Raw genomic sequence first — 21478 nt, 5'->3', positions numbered from 1 at the left:
GCCCGAAATGACCGAAGTCGCTGAACCCACCACGAAGGACGAAGTCTTCCCGCTGGAACGCACCTGCCCGTTCGCGCCGCCGGCGGCCTACGGGAAGCTGCGCGCGGCGGGCCCGGTCCAGCGCGTCGAGCTGCAGTCCGGCCAGGAGGCCTGGGCCATCACCCGGCTCGAGGACGTCCGGCAGATGCTCACCGACCCGCGGTTCAGCTCCGACCGGTTCAACCCCGGCTTCCCGTTCCTGACCAAGCAGGGGCGGCCGGTCCGCCGGAGCAACTTCACCGCGTCGCTGATCAACATGGACCCGCCCGAGCACGGGCCGGCCCGCCGCGAGGTCGTGGGCGAATTCACCGTCCGCCGGATGAAGGCGCTCGAGCCGCGCATCCAGCAGATCGTCGACGAGCACATCGACGCGATCCTGGCCGGCCCGAAGCCCGCCGACCTCGTCACCGCGCTCTCGCTGCCGGTGCCGTCGCTGGTCATCTGCGAGCTGCTCGGTGTGCCCTACGGCGACCACGAGTTCTTCCAGGTCCGCAGCTCGACGCTGCTCAACCGGGACGTCGACCAGGAGGTCCGGGTCCAGGCCGTCGACGAGCTGCAGGAGTACCTGGACCAGCTCGTCGGCAAGAAGGAAGCCGACCCGACCGACGACCTGCTCGGCCGCCAGGTCCTCAAGCAGCGCGAGGAGCACGGCGACGTCGACCACGACTCGCTGGTCTCGCTGGCGTTCCTGCTGCTCATCGCCGGACACGAGACGACGGCTAACATGATCTCGCTGGGCACGGTCGCGCTGCTGGAGAACCCGGACCAGCTCGAGATCATCAAGAACGACCCCGGCAAGACGCTCGACGCCGTCGAGGAGCTGCTGCGGTACTTCACGATCGCGGAGTTCGCGACCTCGCGCGTCGCCACCGAGGACGTCGAGATCGGCGGGCAGCTGATCCGCGCCGGCGAAGGCGTGCTCGGCCTCAGCTACTCCGGCAACCGCGACGAAGCCGCGTTCGAGAACGCCGACGAGCTCGACCTCGAGCGCGGCGCGCGCCACCACGTCGCCTTCGGCTTCGGCCCGCACCAGTGCCTCGGCCAGAACCTGGCCCGGATGGAACTGCAGATCGTGTTCGACACGCTCTTCCGCCGCCTCCCGGAGCTGAAGCTGGCCGCGCCGGTCGACCAGCTGCCGTTCAAGCACGACTCGTCCATCTTCGGGCTCTACTGCCTGCCCGTGACCTGGTGAGGACGCCATGACCACCGTCGAAGAGCCCGTCCACGAGTTTCCGATGACCCGCACGTGCCCGTTCGCGCCGCCGCCGGCGTACGAGGAGATCCGCGAGGAGGACGCCGTCTCGCGGGTCCGGCTGCCCGACGGCGGCCAGGCCTGGGTGGTCACCCGGCTCGAGGACGTCCGGACGGTGCTGAACAACCGGCGCTTCAGCGCCGACCGGCAGCACCCGGACTTCCCGCAGCTGGTCAAGGGCGGGTTCCGGCGCCAAGGCGACGAGCGCACCATGATCACCATGGACGCGCCGGAGCACGGGCCGGCCCGCAAGGCCGTGCTGGGCGAGTTCACCGTCCGCCGGATGGAGGCGCTACGGCCGCGGATCCAGCAGATCGTCGACGAGCGGATCGACGCGCTGCTGGCCGGGCCGAAGCCCGGTGACCTGGTGGAAGCGCTTTCGCTGCCGGTGCCGTCGCTGGTGATCTGCGAGATGCTCGGCGTCCCGTACGGCGACCACGACTTCTTCCAGGAACACACGGCGAAGCTGATCAAGCGCTCGACGTCGCCGGAGGACCGGCGGGCGGCGTTCGACACCATCCGCGGGTACATGGCCGACCTCATCGCGACGAAGGAGGCGAACCCGCCGGACGACCTGCTCGGGCGGCAGATCGTCAAGCTGCGCGAAGACGGCACCTACCGGCGGGAGCAGCTGGCCGCGACCGGGTTCCTGCTGCTGGTGGCCGGGCACGAGACGACGGCGAACATGATTTCGCTGTCCACCGTGGCGTTCCTGCGCAACCCCGGGCAGCTCGCGGTGATCAAGGACGACCCGGGCAAGACGCTCGACGCGGTCGAGGAGATGCTGCGCTACTGGACGATCGTGGACGCGGCCACCGCGCGCCTCTGCGTCGAGGACGTCGAGGTCGGCGGCCAGCTGATCCGGGCGGGCGAGGGCGTGCTGGCGCTGGGCTATTCGGCCAACCGCGATCCGCGCGCGTTCGAGAACGCCGACGAGCTGGACATCGAGCGCGGCGCACGCCACCACGTCGCCTTCGGCTTCGGGCCGCACCAGTGCCTCGGCCAGAACCTGGCCCGGATGGAACTGCAGATCGTGTTCGACACGCTCTTCCGCCGGATCCCGTCGCTGGCGCTGGGCGCGGACGTCGACGACCTGCCGTTCAAGGACGACGCGAACATCTACGGCCTGTACCGGCTGCCGGTGACCTGGTAGAGATCGACCGGACGGCCCTCCCACCACAGGAGAAGAACCATGAAGATCATCGCGGACACCGGCAAGTGCGTCGGCGCCGGTCAGTGCGTGCTCACCGAGCCCGAACTGTTCGACCAGAGCGAGGACGACGGCACGGTCATCGTGCTGAACGAGACGCCCGAGGGCGAACTGGTCGAGAAGGCCCGCGAAGCGGTGCACGTCTGCCCCAGCCAGGCCCTCTCGCTGCAGGAGTGACGTGGCCCGGTCGTGAGTGTTGAGGGCGGTTCCAACCGCCCTCAACACTCACGACGGAGGTATCCACATCGGTCTTGGTCATCCACAGATTTGCCGCGCGTGTCCGATCGGACGCCGAGGACCGTTCGGCCATCTCACAGCTCCCGCACCACCGCTACCGGGCCGCGATCCGGCGCGGGCTCGACCTGGTGCGCAACGGTTTGATGTCCGCACTCGATGTCCCGGTCCTTCGGCGGCAGCAGCGCCGCCGACTTGCCCGACCCCGACGGCCCGACCAGCACCAGAAAACTCACCGTCCGGCACCGCGAGGTCGAGACCGTCGACGGCGCGAACTACTTCACCGCTCCCATCGACAGCCCGCGGACGAGGTGGTTCTGCGCGATCCAGCCGACGATCATCACCGGCAGCGAGGCCAGCAGCGCGGCGGCGGAAAGCTGGGCCCAGTACAGGCCCTCACTGGTGATGAACCCGACGAGGAACACCGGCACCGTGCCGGCCCGCGCCGCCGTCAGGTTGACCGCGTAGAAGAACTCGGTCCAGGAGAAGATGACGCAGATCAGCGCGGTCGCCGCGATCCCGGGCGCGACCACCGGCATGATGATCTTGCGCAGCAACGTCGGCAGGTTCGCGCCGTCGATCCGCCCGGCCTCGATCATCTCGTGCGGCACTTCCAGGAAGAACGACCGCATCATCCAGATGGCCAGCGGCAGGTTCATCGACGTGTACAGGATGACCAGCGCCCACACCGTGTCCAGCAGCTCGGTGTTCTGGGAAATGATGTACAGCGGGATGATCGCCGCCACGATCGGCAGCATCTTCGTCGAGAGGAAGAAGCCGAGCGCGTTCGACGTCTTCTTCACCGGCGCCAGCGACAGCGCGTACGCCGCCGGGATGCCCAGGAGGAGCACCAGCACCGTCGAAAGCACGGTGACGAACGCGGAGTTCGACACGTAGGGCAGGAACCCGCCTTTCAGCACGTTGGCGATCTGGTCGAACGTCGGGCTGAAGAACAGCTTCGGCGGATCGGTGTAGGCGTCGGACTCCTGCTTGAACGCCGTGAGGATCATCCACAGCAGCGGGAAGACGAACAGGATCGCGATGATCCACGTGACGACGGTGAGCGAACGGGGGCCGGCCTTGCCGCGGGCGAGCGTGGTCACTTGATGCCTCCATCCACCGAGAACGTGCGGAACATCAAGCGCAGCGCGAAAGTCGCGACGATCATCGTCAGGATCACCACGACCACGCCCATCGCCGACGACTGGCCGACGTCGAAGCCTTCGAACGCGCGCTGGTAGATGTAGTACGGCAGGTTCGTGCTCGCGGTACCCGGACCGCCCTGCGTCATCAGGAAGATCGCGTCGAAGCTGTTCACGATGTAGATCGCGCCCAGCAGCGTCGCCAGCTGCAGGAACCGGGACAGGTGCGGCAGCGTGATGGACACGAACGTCCGCCACCGGCTGGCACCGTCCACAGAGGCCGCTTCCAAGACGTCCTTGGGCTGGCTCTGCAGGCCAGCGAGGATGAGCAGCATCATGAACGGCGTCCACTGCCAGACGATCTGCGCCATCACCGACGCCAGCGGGAACTCCGAAAGCCAGTCGACGTCGGTGCCGAAGACGAAGTGCAGCAACCCGTAGGTCGGGTCGAACATCGTCGTCTTCCACAGCAGCGCGCCGGCCGCGGGCAGGATCAGGAACGGCGTGATCAGCAACGTCCGGACCACGCCGCGGCCGAAGAACTTCCGGTCGAGCAGGATCGCCAGGCCGAGGCCCAGCAGCAGCGCGACCAGCACGCACACCACCGTCAGCACCACGGTGTTGAGCAGCGCGACCAGGAACGTCGTGTCGCTGAAGACGTCGATGTAGTTGTCGAGACCGACGAAGTGCCGCGAACCCGGGCGGACCAGGTTCCACGACTGGAACGAGTAGAACACGGTGAGCAGGAACGGAAGCTGCGTCACCGCGATGACGAAGACCAGCGCGGGCAGCAGCGGCAGCCGCCGCTTGGCCGCGGTGCTCAGGCCGCGCTTCTCCACGGCCTTCGCGTGAGCCTGGGACTTGGGCGTGTCGACCGAGAGCGTGGACATCACTGCACCGCCTTGTAGGAGTCGCCCACGGTCCGGGCGTAGTCCTGGGACTGCTTCAGCGCGTCGTCGACCGACTCGCGCCCGGCGATCGCCGCCGACAGCTGCTGGCTCACCCGGGTGCCCAGGTCCTGGAACTCGGGGATGCCGACGAACTGGATGCCGGGGTAGGGCACCGGGTTCGCCATGGCCTTCTGCTGGTTCGCGTCCGCGATCCCGTCCAATGTGGGCTTCGCGTACGCCGCGGCCGCTTTGGCGTAGTCCGGGATGTCGTAAGTGGACTGACGCACACCCGGCGGGACGCGGTTCCAGCCGTAGGTCGCCCCGACCTTCCGCACGTACGCCTTGTCGGTCATCCAGGCCATGAACTTCCAGGCCGCGTCCTTGTCCTCGGCGACCTTCGGGATGCCGAGCGCCCAGGTGTAGAGCCAGCCGCTGGCCTGGGTCTTGACCACCGGCGCCGGCGCGTACCCGGACTTGCCGACGATCTTGCTGCTCGACGGGTCCTCGTTCGTGCCCGCCATGACCGTGGCGTCGTACCACATCGCGGCCTGGCCTTGCGTGTACCGCGTGCCGCACTCGGAGAACCCGGCGCTGGAGGCGCCGACCTCACCGTGGTCGCGGATCAGGCCGACGTAGAAGTTCGCGGCTTCCTCGAACTCCGGCGACGTCAGCTTGGCGTTCCAGTCCTTGTCGAAGTACTGGGCGCCGAAGGTGTTGGCCACCGTGCTGAACGGCGCGAGGCTCTCCCCCCAGCCGGGCTTGCCGCGCAGGCAGATACCGGCGACGCCGTCGGCCTTGTCGTCGAGCTTCGCGGCGAAGTCGGCGACCTGCTGCCACGTCGGTTTGACCGGCATGGTCAGCCCGGCCTTCTCGAAGAGGTCCTTGCGGTAGGCCAGGAACGACGACTCGCCGTAGAACGGCACGGCGTACATCTGGTTCTCATACGACAGCGACTGCTTGATGCTGGGGATGAAGTCGCCTTCGTCGTAGCCCTGGGTGGCCGCCATGTGCGGTTCGAGGTTCTCGAGCCAGCCGTTGGCCGCCCACTGCGGGGCCTCGTAGTTGCTGATCATGACGACGTCGAACTCGCCGCCCTCGGTGGCCGTCGACGCGGTGATCTTGGCGCGGGCCTGGTTTTCCGGCAGCGAAACGAACTTGAGGTTGATGCCCGTCGCCTTCTCGAACTCCGGCGCGAGCGAAATCGCGTCCTTCATCTGCGGGTTCGACACGATCGCGATGACGAGCGTGGAGCCGCCGGTGCCGACCGAGCCGGCACCCGCGCACCCCGTGGCCACCAGCGTCGTCGCGGCGAGGAGGGTGAGCAGCTTACGCACGGCCACCTCCGGGGAGTACCTGGACCTTGAGGCCCGCGCCGCTGCGCATCTTGGCCAGCGCGTCCGGGTACTGCTCGAGCGGCAGCCGGTCGGTGAGCAGCTCTCCGGTGTCGATCGCGCCGTCCGCGACGAGGTCGAGCGCGACGCCGTAGCTGTCGAGCACGGCCATCGAGCCGACGATGGTGATCTCGTCGTTGTAGATGCGGAACGGCGAGAGCGCGACGCGGGCTTCGGCCGGTGCGACGCCGAAGACGAGCAGCCGGCCACCGCGTCGGGTGGCGTCGAACGCCGCTTCGATGGCGGGCGCGGCGCCGGTGCAGTCGACGGCGACGTCGAACTTCTCGTCGTTCAGCTCGCCGACGTCCGCCGCGGTGGCGACGGCGCCGAGCCGGGACGCGCGCGGCAGCCGCTCGGCGTTGCGGTCGACCACCGTGACGTGCGCGCCGGCCCGCTGCAGCAGCTGCTGCATGATCAGGCCCATCGTGCCGGCCCCGACGACGAGGAAGCGCTCTCCGGCTTCGACCCCGACCCGGCGCACGCCGTGCACCGCGCAGGAAACAGGTTCGACCAGCGCGCCCTGTTCCCAGGTCATCGCGTCGGGCATGCGGTAGCAGTTCGCCGACGGGACGGCGACGTACTCGGCGAAGGCGCCGTCGACGGTGTCGCCGGTGGCGTTCCAGTTGGCGCAGAGGTTGCCGTGGCCGGAGCGGCACGGGCCGCAGTAGCCGCAGAACAGCGAGGGGTCGACGGCCACGCGGTCGCCGACCTGCCAGCCGCCCGGCACGTCCGAGCCGAGTTCGACGATCTCCCCGGCGAACTCGTGACCGGGGACGATCGGGTACGGGGTGGGCGGGAAGTGCCCGTCCGCGATGTGCAGGTCGGTCCCGCAGATCCCGCAGGCCCCGACCTTGACGACCACCTCGCGTTCCCGCGGCTTCGGATCGGGCACCTCACCGACCCTGATCTCGCCGGGCCGGTCGATGATGGCGGCACGCATGCCTAGCCCCTTTCCTCGCGCTCATATGAGCGGCAGTGACCTATGGCGTCGAGAACATGTGAAGGCATTACAGGTCTGACGTGTGTGATTCGTCAACCTTTTGCAGGAATTTCTGACTATAGTGCTCATATGAGCACGTCCAACAAACCGGTGGCCTTGACCGAAGCCATGCTGCTGGCGACCGTCGCCCGGCGCTTCTACGTGCAGGGACGTTCCAAGCTGGAGATCGCCGACGAGTTCGGTGTCAGCCGGTTCAAGGTCGCGCGGATGCTCGACACCGCCAGGGAGTCCGGGCTCGTTCGAGTGGAGTTCTCACTGCCCGCGCCGGTCGACCTCGCCCTGTCCGACGAGGTGCGCTCGGCGTACGGCCTGCAGCGAGCCCTCGTTCTCGAACGCTCAACCGAGCGAGAACCGCGAGAGGTCGTCCGCGCGAAGATCGGGGCGCTGGCCGCCCGGCTGCTGGAAGAGATCGCCACTCCGTCCGACGTCATCGGGTTGTCGTGGGCGCGCTCGGTCAACGCGATGACCGAGGCGATCCGGAAGCTGCCGCGCTGCCCGGTCGTCCAGCTGTGCGGGGTGCAGGCGGGGGTGGACATGCGCGGCCGCTCGGTGGAGACGGTCAGCCGCGTGACGAGCGTGTCCGGCGGCGACGCCTACCCGATCTTCGGCCCGCTGGTGCTGCCCGACCGGCGCACGACGGAGACGTTGCGGCGCCAGCCCGGGATCGCGGAAACGTTCGGGCAGTTCCGGAACCTCACCAAAGCCGTGGTCAGCATCGGGGCGTGGCAGCCCGGCGAGTCGACGGTGTACGACGCGCTGGACGAGGCCGAGCGCGCGGCGATCGCGGCCCGCGGGGCGACGGCGGAGGTGGCCGCGCGGCTGTTCGACGCGGCCGGGAACGCGTTGTCCACCGGGCTGGCGCACCACGTGCTGGCGATCAGCCACGAGGAGCTGATGGCGGTGCCGGAGGTGATCGCGCTGGGCTACAGCAAGCCGAAGGCGGCGGCGGTGGACGCGGTGCTGCGGTCCGGGATGGCGTCGACGCTGATCACCGACGCGGCCGCCGCGGTCCCCCTCCTGGCCCTGGCCGCGAAGAACCCGGTCGCGACCACCTGAGGCGTACGGCCGCCGCGGGTTCGTACTCCGCCGGGAGTACGCGCGGCCTCCCGGGCTCCGGGGCGAAACCCGGGTCGCGCCCGATGTGCCGTGGTCGCCGGTTCGGCGAGCCTGAACGGCGTGAAGACTTCTCCCCGCTGGCGCCAGGCCGTCGTCTGGCTGCACGTCGTGTCGTCCGTCGCCTGGATGAGCCAGGCCCTCGCCTTGGTCGTGCTGACCGCCACGGGCGCGCCCGCGATGGCGGAGCGGCTCGACACCGTGCTGCTCGCGCCGATGGCGAACGCCTCCGCGTTCACCGGCCTCCTGCTCGCCGGCGCGACCGCGTGGGGCTACTTCCGGCACTGGTGGGTGCTCACGAAGTTCGTCCTGACACTGGTGCAGCTCTACGCCGGAATCTTCCTGCTCTCCCCCGCGCTGCACGGATCCGCGGACACCGGCGCGGTCGCCTGGCCGCAGATCGCGGGGGCGGCGGCGATGGCGAGCGCGCTGGCGTTCCAGGCGTGGCTTTCGGTCGCGAAGCCGGGCCGCAAGACGCCGTGGTCGCCGGCCGCGAAACCGCCGACCGCGCCGACGTGGGTGTTCGTGGCCGGGGTCGCCGCGCCGGTTTTCGATGTCGTCGCGGGGCTCTTGCTCGGCTACCCGTTGCCCGCGTTGTCCCTGGTCATGCTGATCGCGCTCGGTTTTGAGCGGCGACGACGGCGTCGCCGTGCTCGGCAGCCCACCGCCCGAAGCCCTCGATCGGCGCCAGGAAGCTCGTGCCCAGCGACGTAAGCGCGTACGCGCCTTCGCGGCGCTCGACGAGCCCGTCGGACTCCAGGCGCCGCACGGCTTCGGTGAGCACCTTGGCGCTGATCCCGCCGATCTCGCGCCGCAGGTCGGCGTGCCGGCGCGGGCCGTGGCGCAGCGCCCACAGCACCACCGGGTTCCAGGTGTTGGCGACCAGGTCGAACGCGAGCCGCGTCCGGCAGTCGGCGAGGAAGTCCATGGTTACCGTTCGGTTCCTTCCCGGGTTCCTACCGTCGTGCTGGTACCAGCCAAGCACAAGGAGGACGCATGCGGATCGGGATCTTCGGCACGGGCGGGATGGCGGACGCGCTCGGCACGCAGTGGGCGAGGGCCGGCCACGAGCTTCGGGTGAGCGGCCGGTCCGACCCCGCCGCGTTGGCGGCGCGACTCGGCGCTTCCCCCGGTTCTTGGCGCGAGACGGCGGAGTTCGCCGACGTGCTGCTCCTGGCGGTGCCGTCGTCCGCGGTCGGCGAGGTCGTCGCGGCGGCGGGTCCCCTGGCCGGGAAGGTGCTGGTGGACTGCACCAACGACCCGGCGCTGACCGGGGCACCGGTGGCGGCGCGGATCGCCACGGACGCCCACGTGGTGAAGGCGTTCAACCTCGCCCACGTCGACGTCTGGCGGATGACACCCCCGGTGTTCGGCGGCCGCCCGCTGTCGGTTCCGTTGTGCGGCGACGACCCGGCTGCGCTGGAAGCGGTGAGCACGCTGGTGCGGGACGTCGGCGCGAAGCCGGTGGTCGCGGGTGGTCTGGACCGCGCGGCCCTGCTGGAGGCCACCGCGGCGTTCGCCATCGGGCTGTGGTTCGCGGGCGAAGACGCCCAGGCGATCCTGACCCCGGTGGGGTGAGGGCCAGGAGGAACAGCCGGCATCGACGAACTCGACGCCAGGAGGCGAAACATTTCCGGTCCCGGACGCGACCTAGGACTCGACGAATCGTCAGCCGAGGGGCGGCCGGGCAGGATGATCATTCAATGGTGCGTCAAAGGGGTTCACCTGCCCAGCGACCACGAAGCCAAACAGGTGATCGACAAGGGATGCGGTCTGCTCTGCAACTGGTGGCGAAGAGTCGACGAGATCAGCCCACCGGAGATCAGGGACAAGCTCACGCCGGCGAACTTGGACCGGCACGTCAATCATTTCGACGAAATCGACCCCTCGACCGGGAGTCCCTTCTCAGAGCACAGCCCGTTCATCTCGCTCTCCGCGGGCACGGTCGAACGGGACGTCTTGACCACGACGAACCTCGTGCACCGCGCCCGCAAGACGGCGCTCGATTTCGGCACCCAGTCCGGTCGACATGACTTCGCATACCTCTACACCTGTTGGGTCATCTTGGCGCCGCGCAGCGCGGTGGGAATAGAAGGAGTGGCCGAGGAGATCCGTGATCTCAACGCTTATCGACGATACTCGGCCTACCAAACCGAGGGCGAGGTAACTGCCAAGATCATCGTGCCCGACAACCAGATCAGCCATTGTGAAAAATGGGAGCTTCACCGTAAGAGGAAGCTGTTCGTCAAGGCCTGGACCTGGCGCAACCCGCGATTCACCCCACCGGAGGTCTTGACGAACGTCCGGGAGCTGATCTGAGTGTCACTTGAACACCTAGAACACCTCGGGCTCGATCCGGAGCAGGTTCGCAGGACGGCACAGTTCCATGAAGCCTACGCGAGGACCGCGGAGTTCGAACTCGAGTCCGCATACCCGGCGAATTCGTCGAAAGATCGCTCGCGGGAGGACGACCTCACGTTTATTCTGATCGCCGATGCGGCGAGCGCGTGGCGCGAAGCCGGACAGTGGGCACTGCTCTTGGATCCGGCGAAGGCGCGTCAGCTCCTCCAGCGTTCCGGGAACCTCTTCCGCCGGCTGGGCCAGGCTTTCGGAATGTACCTCGGGTTGGTGGCCACGGGACAGGGTCAAGACGCGGACCGCGGTGTTCTGGCTCAAGCCGTCATACAGGCGTCCGGACTGCGAACCAAAAGAACCGAAACCAGAGGGGTTCCCGGGCCACTGCCCGGCATCCACCTTCAGCAACAACAGCAGGCGTACCTGGTACTGACTGCCGGTGCCGTCGCGAGCAGGGCGGAGACCTTGCAAGCGAGGGTGGAAGATGATCCTCTCACTGAACCTCTCATCGGCATGCTCACCTCCTCTCCACACCGCTCTGGTGTACTGCCCGTGGGCAGTCTCGGCACCCCGATCCACCGCTTCTGGTCGGTGGCCGGACGGTTGCTCCGAGGCGGTCCCGAAGACGTCTACGAAATCGCCCGGCACGTGGTCGCCATGTGCCGGGCGTACGAAGAGACGATCAGCCTCGCCCGGACCAACACCTACCTGTGGGGGCACGGAGCGGCTCCAGTGGACATCGCCGACCTGGACATCGGTGGGATCGCCGCGTTGACGAGCAGGACTTTCGGCCGGGACACCCTGCTGAGCGCGTTGGCCGACGTGCCGGACGGGCGTGGCCTCAGCCCCATCGGTCGCGTGCCGATCGAACTGGGCGCCGCCCTGGCCGGTGGCTCCGACGACAGTTTCGGGAGGCAATAGCGGTGGACACGAAACTCGTCCTTGCTGGTCATCGGCTTGGTCCTGGTGATCGGCGTGCTTACCCTCCTCTGGCGCGGGCAGCACGGCCGCGAGCACAGCACCCTCAGGGTCTCGCTCGGGGAAATCTTCAAAATGGACCTCAGCCTTTCACCCGTGAACACGGCAAAGGCCGAAGAGGCGGCGCTGGAAGCCGCCAAGGACAAGGGGCGGGGAGCCGTCCGGCCCGATCTGGCCTCGATCGGCACGACGAGCGTGCTCGCCCGGGTCCTGTGGGTCGACGACGTTCCGGACAACAACGTGTACGAGACGATCGCCCTCGAACGCATCGGCAAGCTCGTCACCGTCGCGACGTCGACAGAGGCCGCACGCACCTACCTGACGCACCTGGAATTCGCCATCGTCGTCACCGACCTCACCCGCGCCGGGGACCCGAGGGCCTGTCAGGAGTTCCTCCGAGAGACAAGAGCAGCTGGGAACACAATCCCCGTCGTCGTCTACACCTTAGACGCCGCCGCGGTCTCGGAGTAATTGCTCGCGGCAGAAGCCAACGCCGTGGTCGACCTACCGGAAGAGCTGGTCAAAGCGGCGAAGTCGCTTGCTATGGGGCAACGCTCCAGCTGAGCGCAGAGACCGTGTTCGATGGCGGCAACGAAGATCCGGCCGGCGCGGACCGCGTAGCTCAGCCCACGGCGTCGACGTTCCCCGCGGCCAGGTCCGGTGCCCGCGCCTGCAGCGGCGCCCCGCCGCGGGGTACCAGCGTCACCTCGCCCGAACCGAGGTCCGTCACCACCGTGCTCAACGTCAGCAGCTCGTCGCCGCCGGTCGCGGTGCGGTGGACGTCGTTCGTCAACGTCGAGACCAGCCACTTCGCGTCCGGGGACGTCGGGGCCAGGTGCGCGCACACCTCCGCGCGGTCGAGGCTCTCCTCCCCCGCGACGTCCAGGTGCGGTAGCTGGCGGAAGTGGTTGGTGTGCCAGGAAAGCCCACTGGTCACAGTGGACACCGCGGTGTCGTGGCCCGCCTTCTCCACCACCGTCACCGCCGGCGCGCCCAGCCGGCCCATCGTGTAGGCGAAGCCGCCCGCCGAAGCGTGGGAACGCAACAGGGAAACCGCTTCCGGCACCGAAGTCGCGCGCTGGGCCGTGCGGGCCACGAAGTGGCGGCCGGCGCACGGCGACGGCGTCACCACGCTCACGCTGTCGATGCCCCACACCAGTCCGTGCGTCGTCAGCGTGAACGTGTTCGACGGCAGGAAACCCGGGTACCACCAGACGCACACGCCGGGCTCGCCGTCGAGCAGCAGCGTCAGCAGGCGGCCGATGCCGTCGAACACCGGGGCGCCGTCCTCGTTGTGGCCGAGCAGCGACGGCGAACCCGCCCACGCGAGGTCCGTGCAGCCGGTGCCGTCGCCCGCGCCGAGGTCGCCGCGCAGGTTGGCCAGCAGCAGGTCGTCGAACGGGACGCCCGCGCCCGCGGCCAGCGCCGTCAGCTCGGCGTACGCGTCCGGGTGCTCGACCTGCGACGCCGCTTCGATCGCCCGGAACCGCACCGGCGACCGGCGGGCCCGCGCGGCGACCGGCCACGACGGCAGTCCGTCGAGGACGGTCCGGATGTCGTCGGCGGCGTACGCCCCCAGCTCGCGGAAAGCGGCTTCCCGGGGCCCCCGGACGATCGTCCAGCGCACGTCGCCGATCCGGTGCTCCCGCACTGTCGCCACCATGTGCTCACGATGACTGAGAGGTCGGGAATCCGCAACGATCGGTGCCATCCGGGGCTTCGCCCCGGGCCGGGGGCTTCGCCACCCGGAACCCCCGAAAGCGTCAGTGGGCCCCTACCGCAATCACCCGGAGCACCGCGGACCCAGCCTCGTCCGACGCGGCCAGGTCCACTTCGGCGCTGATGCCCCAGTCGTGGTCGCCGGCCGGGTCGTCGAAGATCTGCCGCACCTTCCAGACGTCCGGCTGCTGCTCGATCAGCAGCAGGGCCGGGCCGCGCGCGTCCGGGCCGGTGCCGAGCGAGTCGTACTCCTCGAAGTAGTCCTCGATGGCTTCCTGCCACGCGTCGGCGTCCCAGCCCGAAGCCGCGTCCAGCTCGCCGAGCGGGAACCACGCCCGCCGCCCGAACAGCTCGACGCGGCGGAACAGCTCGTTGCGCACCAGGACGCGGAACGCGCGCTCGTTGCGCGTGACGGCCGGGGGTTCGGACGGCGGCCGCGTCGACACCGGGCCCTCTTCGTCCGGGTGCCGCAGGGCTTCCCACTCGTCCAGCAGGCTCGAGTCGACCTGCCGGACCAGCTCGCCGAGCCACTCGATGAGGTCCTGCAGCGGCTCGGTCTTCGCCTCGTCCGGAACCGTGTGGCGCAGCGAGTCGTAGACGTCCGTGAGGTAGCGCAGCACCAGCCCTTCCGACCGGGCGAGCTGGTAGAAACCGATGTACTCGACGAAGTTCATCGCGCGCTCGTACATGTCGCGCACCACGGACTTCGGCGAGAGCTCGTAGTCGTCGACCCACGGGTGGCCCTGGCGGTAGCTGTGGAACGCGCCCTGCAGCAGCTCTTCCAGCGGCTTCGGGTAGCTGACGTTCTCGAGCAGCTCCATCCGCTCGTCGTACTCGATGCCCTCGGCCTTCATCGCGTTCACGGCCTCGCCGCGCGCCTTGAACTGCTGCTGCGACAGCACCGGCCGCGGGTTGTCCACAGTGGATTCCACGGTGGACACGACGTCGAGCGGGTAGCTCGGCGAGTCCAGTTCGAACAGGTCGATCGCGGCCAGCGCGAACGGCGAAAGCGGCTGGTTGAGCGCGAAGTCGAACTGCAGGTCGACGGTGAGCCGGATGATCCGGCCCTGCTCGTCCGGCTCGTCCAGCCGTTCGACGACGCCGGCGGCGAGCAGTGCGCGGTAGATCGCGATGGCGCGCAGGATCAGCTTGCGCTGCGACGCGCGGTCCTCGTGGTTGTCCTCCAGGAGGTGCCGCATCGAGTCGAAGGCGTTGCCCGGCCGCGAAATCACGTTGAGCAGCATCGAGTGCGTGACCTTGAAGCTGGACGTCAGCGGCTCGGGCTCGGCCGCGATCAGCCGGTCGAACGTGCTCTCGGTCCAGTTGACGAAGCCCTCCGGCGCCTTCTTCCGGACGATCTTCTTTTTCTTCTTCGGGTCGTCGCCCGCCTTCTCCAGCGCCTTCGCGTTCTCGACGACGTGGTCGGGCGCCTGCACGACGACGTAGCCGTCGGTGTCGTAGCCCGCGCGCCCGGCGCGGCCGGCGATCTGGTGGAACTCGCGCGCCTTGAGGTGGCGCTGGCGGACGCCGTCGTACTTGGTCAGCGCGGAGAAGACCACCGTCCGGATCGGCACGTTGATGCCGACGCCGAGGGTGTCGGTCCCGCAGATCACCTTGAGCAGCCCCGACTGGGCCAAGGTCTCGACCAGCCGGCGGTACTTCGGCAGCATCCCGGCGTGGTGCACGCCGATGCCGTGGCGGACCAGCCGCGAGAGCGTCTTGCCGAAGCCGGCGGCGAACCGGAAGTCGCCGATCAGCTCGGCGATGGACTCCTTTTCGGCCTTGGTGGTGACGTTGATGCTCATCAGCGTCTGCGCCCGCTCGATGGCCGCGGCCTGCGAGAAGTGCACGACGTACACCGGCGCCTGACCGCCGTGGAGCAGCTCCGACATGGTCTCGTGCAACGGCGTCAGCGCGTACCGGAAGGTCAGCGGCACCGGGCGCTGGGCCGACGTGACGACGGCCGTCGGCTTGCCGGTGCGGCGGGTGAGGTCCTTTTCGAAGAAGGACACGTCGCCCAACGTCGCCGACATCAGGACGAACTGGGCCTTCGGCAGCTCGAGCAGCGGCACCTGCCACGCCCAGCCGCGGTCGGGCTCGGAGTAGAAGTGGAACTCGTCGGCGACGACCTGCCCGACCGGCGCTTCGGCGCCGAAGCGCAACGCGATGTTCGCCAGGATTTCGGCCGTGCAGCAGATGATCGGGGCGTCGGGGTTGACGCTGGAGTCACCCGTCATCATCCCGACGTTGTCGGCGCCGAAGATCTCGATGAGCTGGAAGAACTTCTCCGAGACGAGGGCCTTGATGGGCGCGGTGTAGTAGCTGCGGCGGCCCTGGGCGAGCGCGGTGAAGTGCGCCCCGACGGCGACGAGGCTCTTCCCGGAGCCGGTCGGCGTCGAGAGGATGACGTTCGATCCGGAGACGACCTCCATCACCGCCTCCTCCTGCGCCGGGTACAGCTCGATGCCCCGATCGGCCGTCCAGGTCGTGAACGCTTCGAACAGGGCGTCGGGGTCGGGATCCGCAGGCAGGAGGTCTGTGAGAGTCATCAGGGGTCCATCGTGCCATCCGCTCGTCGCAAAGTCGGCAGGGGCGATCGCATCACGAGTGGTAAACCCGTAGGCTTCGCGTTACCGCGCTTCGACCGGCAGATACGGTGTCGCGCGCACACGGGCGGTACTCCGGAGGGCTTAGGAATGGCACAGGACATCATCCCGATCGAACTCGGGCTGCCACAAGGCGACGTCGTCACCTTGTGGGCCCCGCGCTGGCGGGAAGACGGCGAGGAGTGGGAAGCGTTCCTCGGCGACGAGGACGACCTGTACGCCTTCCCGGACGCCGCGCACCTGGCCGCCTTCGTCCGCACGTCCGAGCGGCACGACCTGCTCGACCACCCGGCGTGGGACGCGGTGCCGTCGCTGAACGTGCCCGAGCTGATCCCGGACGAGGACCACACGTACGACCTCGTCGGCGTGCCCGAGCTCGTCGCCGAGGAGCCGGACGTCTGGCACATCGCCGAGCTGGCCGAGATCGTCGGCATCGTGCGCTCGCTCGCCGACGTCTGCGACCTCGAAGAGGTCCACGAGATCCTCGACTCGACCGAGGGCTTCTCGCTGCTCGACCAGGGCACCCTCCCGTTCACCGGGAGCGTCGGCGTGCAGGTGTGGAACGACCTGTCCGAGACGGTGTCGACGAAGTGGGACACCGTGCTGGACGCGATCGACGGCCTGGTGACGGCGCCGGACGTCGACGAGAAGGTGCTGGAGCAGACCGCCGAGGAGCTGGCGGCGTTCCACGAGGAGTCCGCCGAGGCCGAGGCCGGCGCGGAGGGCGAAGAGGACCTCGAGGCGATCGACGCCGCGGACTCGGACGACGAGGACGACGACGAAGACGAGGAAGAGGGCCCGGTCGGCTTCTGGGCCGAGGTCGGCATCGACCCGATCAAGATCATCACCTCCGGCGCGGAGTACTACACGCTGCGCTGCTACCTCGACGACACCCCGGTCTTCCTCGGCAGCGAGGGCGAGATCGACGTGTTCACGTCCGAGAAGGCGCTGGCGCGGGCCCTGGCCGACGGCAAGGACCTGGCCGACACGGACCTCGCCGACGTGTCCACGTGGGACGAGGTGCTGGCGAAGGCCACGGCCGGCGAGCTCGAGATCGAGGTCGACGCGGAGAACACGTACGTGTTGACCGGCCTCGACGCGGACATCGCGGAGGGCCCGGAGGCGATCGACCCGACGCAGCTGGAGCTGGCGGTCGAGCTGATCACGGACGCGGCCGACTGGGCGGGCGACGAGAGCGTCGAAACGGCGCTGGCGTCGAACGAAAGCCTGGGCTGGCTGGTGTCGTTCGTGCTCCGCCCGGACCCGACGCGCCTCGAGCCGAGCGCGCCGTTCGACGCCGAGCAGAGCGCTTGGCGCAAGCTCGTCGAGACGTTCGAGAACCGCCTGACGGTGGCTTGATCTTTCACTCCGGAGGCCGCTTCCCCGCTGGTTCGGGGAGGCGGCCTTCGTCGTGTCCGGGGGTGCCCGGATGTCATGAAAGGGTCGTTCATGACGTCGCCGCCCGGACGCGAAGCAGCGGTCCACAGGCCCAGCCGGTTGTGGACAACCTGGGTCGGCCCGGCCGTGGACGGCCGGTTTTCGTCAGTGGCCGCCGATACGCTGGAGACGGGGGGCGCCCCCGCGGGCGGGTGTCAGGACTCGTGGTGCTCCGCGCGGACCGGGACCACCGCCACCGCCAGGGCCGGGAAGATCGCCGCCACGCAGAACGCCAGTGCGTAGCGGCTGTCGCCGATCACCAGGCCCAGCAGGGGCGGGGTCAGCGAGGCCGCGATGTTCTGGCCCGTGTTCTGCGTGCCCATCGCGCGGCCCGACCAGGCCAGGCCCGCCAGCTCGGCCGAGGCCGTGAAGCCCAGGCCGTTGTCGGCCACCGTGATGATCCCCGCCAGCGCCAGTGCCAGCAGCACCAGCCAGAGCCACGAGACGTCGCCCAGTGCCACCAGCAGCATCACCGCGCAGCTCAGCACCGCCAGCTGCCGCATCGGGCGCAGGCGGCTGCCGACGCGGTCGGACCACCAGCCCGAGCCGAGGCGGCCCAGCGCGCCCAGCACCTGGACCACCGCCAGGTACCAGCCCGCCGACAGCGCGCTCCAGTGCTGCACCGACACCAGGTACACCGGCGCGAACGCCGACACCGCGAACTGCGGGACCACCAGCAGCGCGCTCGCCCCGTGCACCCGCCACAGCGTCGCGTGCCGGTACGGCGAAGGCGGCTTGACCCCGCCGGCCGCCCGAGGGGGCCGGGGCGGGTCCGTCACCAGCCACGCCACCAGCAGCGCGACGACGATCGCGAGCCCGGCCGGCAGCAGCACGGCCGCGCGGAACCCGAAGTGCGCGGCCAGCGGCGGCAGCCCCAGCGCCGCGACGCCGACGCCGAGCGGCTGGGCCGTCTGGCGGATCCCCATCGCGACGCCGCGCTCGGACTTCGCGAACCAGCCCATCACCACGCGGCCGCTCGCCGCGTTCACCGAGGCCGTGCACGCACCGGCCGCGAGGAACACCCCAAAGAGCAGCCCGACCGAGTGATCACCGACTCCGGCGTACACCAGGAGTAACCCCGAGGCACCCAGTCCGAGAGCCATGATCAGGCGCTCTCCGTAACGGTCCGCAGCCGCGCCCCACACGATCAGGGTGAACAACAGCCCGATGCTCGGGGCCGCGACGACCGTGCCGGCCTCCGCCAGCGTGAGCCCCTCCCCCGCGCGCATGGCGGGGACCAGGAACGGGAGGCCGTAGAGGAACGAGCAGCTCGCGGTCTGCGCGGCGAGGCCGAGCGCGAGGATGAGCCACCGCCGTGAACTCGCCTGCACCCGCTCCACCGAGCCGTCCACGACCTGCGCCATCTTCGCCACCGTCCCAAATACCGGGAAAGAATTCCTACATGGTGAACGATAGTTGGCATGGCTAAGGATCGCAACCACCGTTCGGCGGCCGCGGTCCTCCCGGCGCGCGGGTCAGGCCAGCGCGGCGTACCCGGGCTTGATGACGCCGTCGATCAGCGCGATCCGCGCGTCGAAATCGATGAACGCGGATTTCATCGCGTTGATGGTGAACCAGCGGAAGTCGTCCAGGCCATACCCGAAGGACTCGTGCAGCGCGGCGAATTCGCTGGTCATCGTGCATCCGCTCATCAGCCGGTTGTCCGTGTTCACGGTCACCCGGAAGCGCAGCTTGGCGAGCAGGCCGATCGGGTGCTCGGCGATCGAGCGGACCGTGCCTGTTTGGACGTTCGACGTCGGGCAGATCTCCAGGGGGATGCGGCGGTCGCGGACATACGCGGCCAACCGTCCAAGGTGGACCGTGCCGTCCGCGTCGGTCTTGATGTCCTCGGCGATGCGCACGCCGTGCCCGAGCCGCTCGGCGCCGCAGTGCTGAATCGCCTCCCAAATGGACGGCAAACCGAACGCTTCGCCGGCGTGAATGGTGAAATGCGCATTGTTCTGGCGCAGGTATTCGAACGCGTCGAGATTGCGGGTCGGGGGAAATCCGTCTTCCGGGCCCGCGATGTCGAACCCGGCGACGCCGGCGTCGCGGTAGCGGACGGCGAGGTCGGCGATCTCGAGGGCGCGGGCGTGCTGGCGCATCGCGCAGAGCAACGTCGCGACGCGGATGCTGCCGCCGTTCGCGGCCACGCGGCGAGTGCCCTCCGTGAACCCCGCTTGGACGGCCTCGACCACCGCATCGAGTGACAGACCGCGTTCGACGAACAACTCCGGTGCGTAGCGCACCTCGGCGTAGACGACGCCGTCGGCGGCCAGGTCCTCGACCGCTTCCGCGGCGACCCTGACCAGCGCATCCTCCGTCTGCATCACCCCGCAGGTGTGCGCGAAGGTCTCGAGGTAGGACACGAGCGACCCGGAATCGGCCGCCCGGCGGAACCAGCTGCCCAGCTCGGCCGGGTCGCTGGTGGGCAGTCCGGTATAGCCGGTTCGCTCGGCCAGTTCGGCGACGGTGGCCGGGCGGAGACCGCCGTCCAGGTGGTCGTGCAGCAGCACCTTGGGCGCGCGGCGGAGCGTCTCGCCGGTCAGAACAGGGCTTTCGTCAGGCATCCCCCAACGGTAACCTCGTTGTCATTCCCCTACATGGCCGTAACCCTCAGCCTCGGGCTAACCCTGAGCGTCGAGGATCGGGCAACGAATCGGCCATCCGGGGGCAGCCTCCGCAATAGGCTCTTCACGGGGGCCATACAGACAGCAATTTTTGCAATCGATAAGCTTCGTGGCACGTCCCTCCATTTCCCCGCCGACGAAGGACACAGCAGTGACCACTGACAACCACATTGCCGCGGCCCCGTCCTTCGACCGGATGCGCAACATGCTGGTGCGCGCGGCCGAAGTGCGTGAGAGCGAGCAGCAGCAGATCTTCGACGCGCTCGACGACATCTACGCCCGCCTCGCGCCGGTGGACTCGCTGGGCGCGGTCCGCAAGCGGCTGTCCGAGCTCCCCGACCGCACCGAGGTCGGCGTGCTGGCCGAGCGCCTCGACGAGACGATGTCCCGGCTCGAGGCCCAGGACAACGCCCTCTCGGCGCTGACCCGCGCGGTGGAGAGCATCGTCGACAAGCTGGCCAAGCCGTTCGCGCAGCTCGACGGCAGGCTCGACGGCATGGCGGCGCGCCTCGAGGGCGTCGGCGGCCGGATGGACGGGCTCGAAGACAAGCTCCAGAACATCCACCGCCGGCTCGACGAGCTGGGCGGCCACCTGGACAAGCAGGACGCGAAGCTCGACTCGATCCCGCAGTCGGTCACCGGCCCGGTCCGCGAGCGGATCGAGCAGGCCGAGCACACGCTGCGCGAGCGCGTCGACGGCTCCGACCACGAGCTGCGGGGCAAGGTCGACGAGCTCAGCCGCGTCACGCAGGAGCGCGTCGGCGAGCTGGGCCGCACCACGCACGAGCGGATCGACGCGAACACCGAGGCGCTCAAGGTCGCGCTGACCGAGACCGGCGAGATGATCGACGCCTCGGACCGCCTGGAGAACCTGGGCAACCGCCTCGAAACGGTCACCACCCGCCTCGACGACCTGGCCGGCCGCCTCGACAAGGTGGAGGACGGCTTCCTCTCCGGCATCGGCGACCTCGACGGCGCGCTCAAGGCCGGGCTGTCCAAGGTCGAGGGCACGCTGTCCAAGCAGCCGGACACCGACTCGGTGGACACGCTGGTCCGCAAGAGCAACGACGAGAGCGTCCGCCGCATCGGCGGCCAGCTCGACGAGGCGATGGCGACGTTCGCGGAGCTGATGCTCGGCGGCGGCCCGGCCGTCCAGCAGATCGCCCCGCCGCCGCCGGCCCCGCGCCAGCCGCGTCGCACCTCCCGCAACGGCCGCGCCCCGAAGCCGGCCGACGTCAAGGCCAAGACGGGCGAAGGCGCCGAAGAAGCCACGGAGTAACCCAGCCCCACGAAGAGGCCCCCACCGGTCCGCCGGCGGGGGCCTCTTACGTTCCGAAACGCCACTTTCCCTACGAAAGCTCCGCTTCGGGCCGGGCCAGAGCCGCACTTTCACGTGAAAGTGCGGCTTGGGTCCGGGCCGGAGGCGGAGCTTTCGTAGGGAAAGATGCGCGAGGGTCACTCGGGTGGGTGATCATCTTCGCG

General features: G+C 69.2%; 21 protein-coding genes. 11 read left to right on the top strand and 10 right to left on the bottom strand.

What is annotated here, in order from left to right; translation table 11 throughout:
- Window positions 1–7: 7 nt before the first annotated feature.
- The 3 genes from AB0B33_RS08915 to AB0B33_RS08905 are packed head-to-tail and all read left to right on the top strand — an operon-like array spanning window position 8 to window position 2678.
- Window positions 8–1231: a cytochrome P450 gene (locus AB0B33_RS08915; protein ID WP_360768557.1), complete on the top strand. Its 1224-nt coding sequence runs from the start codon at window positions 8–10 to the stop codon at window positions 1229–1231.
- 7 nt (window positions 1232–1238) lie between these two features.
- On the top strand, window positions 1239–2444 hold the full coding sequence (locus tag AB0B33_RS08910) for a cytochrome P450 (RefSeq protein WP_360768554.1): 1206 nt from the start codon (window positions 1239–1241) through the stop codon (window positions 2442–2444).
- A gap of 39 nt (window positions 2445–2483) precedes the next feature.
- Window positions 2484–2678, top strand: coding sequence for a ferredoxin (locus AB0B33_RS08905; protein WP_086858280.1), 195 nt, complete (start codon window positions 2484–2486; stop codon window positions 2676–2678).
- Window positions 2679–2812: 134 nt separating this feature from the next.
- On the opposite strand, the gene AB0B33_RS08900 is transcribed toward AB0B33_RS08905, so the two are convergent.
- The 5 genes from AB0B33_RS08900 to AB0B33_RS08880 are packed head-to-tail and all read right to left on the bottom strand — an operon-like array spanning window position 2813 to window position 7098.
- A complete protein-coding gene (locus AB0B33_RS08900) occupies window positions 2813–2971 on the bottom strand; it encodes a hypothetical protein (protein ID WP_360768551.1) in 159 nt (52 codons plus the stop codon).
- Between the two features lie 39 nt (window positions 2972–3010).
- Window positions 3011–3838, bottom strand: coding sequence for a carbohydrate ABC transporter permease (locus AB0B33_RS08895; RefSeq protein WP_360768548.1), 828 nt, complete (start codon window positions 3836–3838; stop codon window positions 3011–3013).
- Window positions 3835–4767: a sugar ABC transporter permease gene (locus AB0B33_RS08890; protein WP_360768546.1), complete on the bottom strand. Its 933-nt coding sequence runs from the start codon at window positions 4765–4767 to the stop codon at window positions 3835–3837. Before AB0B33_RS08890 ends, AB0B33_RS08895 begins: the two co-directional genes overlap by 4 nt.
- Complete coding sequence (locus AB0B33_RS08885; RefSeq protein WP_360768543.1) at window positions 4767–6107, bottom strand: sugar ABC transporter substrate-binding protein; 1341 nt, start codon at window positions 6105–6107, stop codon at window positions 4767–4769. The genes AB0B33_RS08890 and AB0B33_RS08885 overlap by 1 nt, the downstream gene beginning before the upstream one ends.
- A complete protein-coding gene (locus tag AB0B33_RS08880; RefSeq protein WP_360768540.1) occupies window positions 6094–7098 on the bottom strand; it encodes a zinc-dependent alcohol dehydrogenase family protein in 1005 nt (334 codons plus the stop codon). The genes AB0B33_RS08885 and AB0B33_RS08880 overlap by 14 nt, the downstream gene beginning before the upstream one ends.
- Window positions 7099–7227: 129 nt before the next feature.
- Here AB0B33_RS08880 and AB0B33_RS08875 point away from each other — a divergent pair, with 129 nt between their 5' ends.
- Together AB0B33_RS08875 and AB0B33_RS08870 are read left to right on the top strand one after the other, a co-directional pair.
- Window positions 7228–8214, top strand: coding sequence for a sugar-binding domain-containing protein (locus tag AB0B33_RS08875; RefSeq protein WP_360768538.1), 987 nt, complete (start codon window positions 7228–7230; stop codon window positions 8212–8214).
- 120 nt (window positions 8215–8334) lie between these two features.
- Window positions 8335–8985, top strand: coding sequence for a hypothetical protein (locus AB0B33_RS08870; RefSeq protein ID WP_360768535.1), 651 nt, complete (start codon window positions 8335–8337; stop codon window positions 8983–8985).
- On the opposite strand, the gene AB0B33_RS08865 is transcribed toward AB0B33_RS08870, so the two are convergent.
- Window positions 8876–9199: a helix-turn-helix domain-containing protein gene (locus AB0B33_RS08865; RefSeq protein WP_360768533.1), complete on the bottom strand. Its 324-nt coding sequence runs from the start codon at window positions 9197–9199 to the stop codon at window positions 8876–8878. The two genes, AB0B33_RS08870 and AB0B33_RS08865, sit on opposite strands and share 110 nt — an antisense overlap.
- A gap of 68 nt (window positions 9200–9267) precedes the next feature.
- On the opposite strand from AB0B33_RS08865, the gene AB0B33_RS08860 reads away from it, so the two are divergent.
- The 4 genes from AB0B33_RS08860 to AB0B33_RS08845 all read left to right on the top strand — a co-directional run bounded on the left by AB0B33_RS08860 (window position 9268) and on the right by AB0B33_RS08845 (window position 12075).
- On the top strand, window positions 9268–9849 hold the full coding sequence (locus tag AB0B33_RS08860; RefSeq protein ID WP_360768531.1) for an NAD(P)-binding domain-containing protein: 582 nt from the start codon (window positions 9268–9270) through the stop codon (window positions 9847–9849).
- Window positions 9850–9963: 114 nt separating this feature from the next.
- A complete protein-coding gene (locus AB0B33_RS08855) occupies window positions 9964–10590 on the top strand; it encodes a hypothetical protein (protein ID WP_360768528.1) in 627 nt (208 codons plus the stop codon).
- A complete protein-coding gene (locus AB0B33_RS08850) occupies window positions 10591–11547 on the top strand; it encodes a hypothetical protein (RefSeq protein WP_360768526.1) in 957 nt (318 codons plus the stop codon).
- 21 nt (window positions 11548–11568) lie between these two features.
- Window positions 11569–12075, top strand: coding sequence for a response regulator (locus AB0B33_RS08845; protein ID WP_360768523.1), 507 nt, complete (start codon window positions 11569–11571; stop codon window positions 12073–12075).
- Window positions 12076–12226: 151 nt separating this feature from the next.
- Here AB0B33_RS08845 and AB0B33_RS08840 read toward each other — a convergent pair whose 3' ends face one another.
- Complete coding sequence (locus AB0B33_RS08840; RefSeq protein WP_360768520.1) at window positions 12227–13267, bottom strand: C45 family peptidase; 1041 nt, start codon at window positions 13265–13267, stop codon at window positions 12227–12229.
- 100 nt (window positions 13268–13367) lie between these two features.
- On the bottom strand, window positions 13368–15872 hold the full coding sequence (locus tag AB0B33_RS08835) for a DUF3516 domain-containing protein (RefSeq protein ID WP_360768518.1): 2505 nt from the start codon (window positions 15870–15872) through the stop codon (window positions 13368–13370).
- Window positions 15873–16019: 147 nt separating this feature from the next.
- On the opposite strand from AB0B33_RS08835, the gene AB0B33_RS08830 reads away from it, so the two are divergent.
- Complete coding sequence (locus AB0B33_RS08830; protein WP_247014805.1) at window positions 16020–17288, top strand: primosomal protein; 1269 nt, start codon at window positions 16020–16022, stop codon at window positions 17286–17288.
- A gap of 233 nt (window positions 17289–17521) precedes the next feature.
- Here the strand turns inward: AB0B33_RS08830 and AB0B33_RS08825 are convergent, their stop codons facing one another.
- Both AB0B33_RS08825 and AB0B33_RS08820 read right to left on the bottom strand, forming a co-directional pair.
- The gene (locus AB0B33_RS08825; protein WP_360768515.1) at window positions 17522–18730 is read right to left on the bottom strand and encodes an MFS transporter; all 1209 of its coding nucleotides are present in this window, start codon (window positions 18728–18730) and stop codon (window positions 17522–17524) included.
- A gap of 111 nt (window positions 18731–18841) precedes the next feature.
- Window positions 18842–19936, bottom strand: coding sequence for an adenosine deaminase (locus AB0B33_RS08820; RefSeq protein ID WP_247014809.1), 1095 nt, complete (start codon window positions 19934–19936; stop codon window positions 18842–18844).
- Between the two features lie 211 nt (window positions 19937–20147).
- On the opposite strand from AB0B33_RS08820, the gene AB0B33_RS08815 reads away from it, so the two are divergent.
- Window positions 20148–21275, top strand: a complete 1128-nt coding sequence (locus AB0B33_RS08815; RefSeq protein ID WP_247014811.1) for a PA containing protein — start codon at window positions 20148–20150, stop codon at window positions 21273–21275.
- Window positions 21276–21478: the final 203 nt, after the last annotated feature.

The organism is Amycolatopsis sp. NPDC049159, assembly GCF_040648295.1.
GTDB lineage: Bacteria > Actinomycetota > Actinomycetes > Mycobacteriales > Pseudonocardiaceae > Amycolatopsis > Amycolatopsis pretoriensis_A.
Note: the sequence above shows the minus strand (reverse complement) of the source record. Positions and strands in the feature narration are given on the sequence as shown.

Excerpts from the sequence above, each read along its gene's own strand:
- AB0B33_RS08825 (WP_360768515.1), bottom strand. The coding sequence starts at position 18,730 with ATGGCGCAGGTCGTGGACGGCTCGGTGGAGCGGGTGCAGGCGAGTTCA.
- AB0B33_RS08860 (WP_360768531.1), top strand. The coding sequence starts at position 9,268 with ATGCGGATCGGGATCTTCGGCACGGGCGGGATGGCGGACGCGCTCGGC.
- AB0B33_RS08910 (WP_360768554.1), top strand. The coding sequence starts at position 1,239 with ATGACCACCGTCGAAGAGCCCGTCCACGAGTTTCCGATGACCCGCACG.
- AB0B33_RS08915 (WP_360768557.1), top strand. The coding sequence starts at position 8 with ATGACCGAAGTCGCTGAACCCACCACGAAGGACGAAGTCTTCCCGCTG.
- AB0B33_RS08880 (WP_360768540.1), bottom strand. The coding sequence starts at position 7,098 with ATGCGTGCCGCCATCATCGACCGGCCCGGCGAGATCAGGGTCGGTGAG.
- AB0B33_RS08865 (WP_360768533.1), bottom strand. The coding sequence starts at position 9,199 with ATGGACTTCCTCGCCGACTGCCGGACGCGGCTCGCGTTCGACCTGGTC.
- AB0B33_RS08905 (WP_086858280.1), top strand. The coding sequence starts at position 2,484 with ATGAAGATCATCGCGGACACCGGCAAGTGCGTCGGCGCCGGTCAGTGC.
- AB0B33_RS08855 (WP_360768528.1), top strand. The coding sequence starts at position 9,964 with ATGATCATTCAATGGTGCGTCAAAGGGGTTCACCTGCCCAGCGACCAC.
- AB0B33_RS08835 (WP_360768518.1), bottom strand. The coding sequence starts at position 15,872 with ATGACTCTCACAGACCTCCTGCCTGCGGATCCCGACCCCGACGCCCTG.
- AB0B33_RS08820 (WP_247014809.1), bottom strand. The coding sequence starts at position 19,936 with ATGCCTGACGAAAGCCCTGTTCTGACCGGCGAGACGCTCCGCCGCGCG.
- AB0B33_RS08890 (WP_360768546.1), bottom strand. The coding sequence starts at position 4,767 with ATGTCCACGCTCTCGGTCGACACGCCCAAGTCCCAGGCTCACGCGAAG.
- AB0B33_RS08875 (WP_360768538.1), top strand. The coding sequence starts at position 7,228 with ATGAGCACGTCCAACAAACCGGTGGCCTTGACCGAAGCCATGCTGCTG.
- AB0B33_RS08830 (WP_247014805.1), top strand. The coding sequence starts at position 16,020 with ATGGCACAGGACATCATCCCGATCGAACTCGGGCTGCCACAAGGCGAC.
- AB0B33_RS08840 (WP_360768520.1), bottom strand. The coding sequence starts at position 13,267 with ATGGTGGCGACAGTGCGGGAGCACCGGATCGGCGACGTGCGCTGGACG.